This window comes from Cellulomonas sp. P5_C6 (genome assembly GCF_054049635.1).
The window spans coordinates 1-2,180 of sequence record NZ_JBFULZ010000325.1; the positions used below are offsets into that span (position 1 = coordinate 1).

3 protein-coding genes are annotated in these 2,180 nt (G+C 72.6%); all 3 read left to right on the forward strand.

The genetic code is table 11. From position 1 onward, the window contains the following. Positions 1-387 (forward strand): UbiA family prenyltransferase (locus ACXJKG_RS20750; RefSeq protein ID WP_456847613.1); only part of this gene is annotated, 387 nt, incomplete at its 5' end. A 17-nt stretch (positions 388-404) separates the two neighbouring features. Next, on the forward strand, positions 405-1,346 hold the full coding sequence (locus ACXJKG_RS20755) for a site-specific tyrosine recombinase XerD (protein ID WP_456847614.1): 942 nt from the start codon (positions 405-407) through the stop codon (positions 1,344-1,346). A 115-nt stretch (positions 1,347-1,461) separates the two neighbouring features. Continuing rightward, positions 1,462-2,180: ParA family protein (locus tag ACXJKG_RS20760; RefSeq protein WP_456847615.1), on the forward strand; the 719-nt coding region annotated here is incomplete at its 3' end.

Consider the following 2,180-nt stretch of genomic DNA (forward strand, 5'->3'; position numbering starts at 1 on the left):
CTGCTGTTCGGCGTGATCTTCTTCTGGACGCCCCCGCACTACTGGCCGCTGTCGATGAAGTTCCGGCGCGACTACGCGGCCGCGGGCGTGCCGATGCTCCCCGTGGTGGCCAAGGACACCAAGGTCGCGCGCGAGATGATCGCGTACACGGTCGCGATGATCGCCTGCTCGCTGCTGCTGATCCCGGTGCAGGGCATGACCTGGGTCTACGGGGTCGTCGCCCTGGGTCTCGGGCTCTGGTTCCTCTGGGCGTGCATCGGGCTGCTGCGTCGTGCGGAGCACCCGGAGGCCGGCAAGCTGCGCGCGATGAGCGTCTTCCACGCGTCGATCACGTATCTCACGCTGCTCTCCGTCGCGATCGCGGTGGACGTCTTCCTGCCCTTCTGACGGGTGGCGGACGACGGATGAGCGAGACGGCGCTCGGCTCGGCACTCGAGATCTACCTGGCGCACCTCACCGTCGAACGCGGCCTCTCGACCAACACGCTGCTGGCGTACCGGCGCGACCTCGCGCGGTACACGGCGTTCCTGCGCGACCGGGGCTGCACCGCGCCCGGTGACGTCGACGAGCAGGCCGTCGAGGACTTCCTGCTCGCGGTCCGCACCGGGTCCGACGGGCGCACCGCGCTCTCGGCGTCGTCGGCGGCCCGGACGGTCGTCGCCGTGCGGGGTTGGCACAAGTTCTTGCTGCTCGACGGGATGACCAGCCTGGACCCGGCCAGCACGGTCAAGCCGCCCGCCCAGCCCAAGCGGCTGCCCAAGGCGATCTCCGTCGACGACGTCGAGCGGCTGCTGGACGCCGCCGGGCTGGGCGACGGCGCCGTGCCGCTGCGGGACCGCGCGCTGCTCGAGCTGGTCTACGGCACGGGCGCGCGCATCTCCGAGGCGGTCGGGCTCGACGTCGACGACCTGGACCGGACCCCCGGCCGCGCGGCCGTCCGGCTGTTCGGCAAGGGCAGCAAGGAGCGCGTGGTGCCGCTGGGCTCGTTCGCGCTCGACGCCGTCGAGGCCTACCTGGTGCGGGGGCGCCCGGCGCTGGCGGTCGGCAGCAAGGGCGGCTCGCCGGGGATCTTCCTCAACACCCGCGGCGCCCGGCTGAGCCGGCAGAGCGCCTGGGCGGTGCTGCGGGTGGCCGCGGAGCGCGCCGGGCTCGCGGGGGCCGAGCACATCTCCCCGCACACGCTGCGGCACTCGTTCGCCACCCACCTGCTGGCCGGCGGCGCCGACGTCCGGGTGGTCCAGGAGCTGCTCGGGCACGCGTCGGTGACCACGACGCAGATCTACACGATGGTCACCCCGGACACGCTGCGCGAGGTGTACGCCGCCTCCCACCCGCGGGCGCGATGAGCGTCACTCCCACGCCGGTCTGTCGCGCGGTCATCGGGCCCCCCGCTCCGGTAGGTTGTCCCGCGTGGTGAGCCAGCAGACGACCGACCCGCAGCTCGACGCCGTCGGGCGGCCGATGCCCGTGTTCCCCGAGCCCCCGCCGCTCGCCTCCCACGGTCCGGCCCGCGTCATCGCGCTGTGCAACCAGAAGGGCGGCGTCGGCAAGACGACGACCACCATCAACCTGGCGGCCGCGCTGGCCGAGTACGGCCGCAAGGTGCTCATCGTCGACTTCGACCCGCAGGGTGCCGCGTCGGTGGGCCTGGGCGTGAGCCCGCACGAGCTGGACCGCACCGTCTACAACCTGCTCATGGAGCGCGACGCGGACATCCGCTCGCTCATCCACGAGACCGCCTTCCCGGGGCTGCACCTGCTGCCGGCGAACATCGACCTCTCGGCCGCCGAGGTGCAGCTGGTGGGGGAGGTGGCCCGCGAGTCGGTGCTCTCCCGGACCCTGCGCCCGATCCTCGACGACTACGACGTCGTGATGATCGACTGCCAGCCCTCGCTCGGGCTCCTCACGGTCAACGCCCTGACGGCCGCGCACGGCGTGCTCATCCCGCTGGAGTGCGAGTTCTTCGCGCTGCGCGGCGTCGCGCTGCTGGTGGAGACCATCGAGAAGGTGCGCGACCGGCTCAACCCGCGCCTCGAGGTCGACGGCATCCTGGCGACGATGTACGACCCGCGCACGCTGCACGCCCGCGAGGTCGTCGCGCGCGTGAGCGAGGCCTTCGGCGACACGCTGCTGCACACGGTGATCAGCCGGACCGTGAAGTTCCCGGACGCGACCGTGGC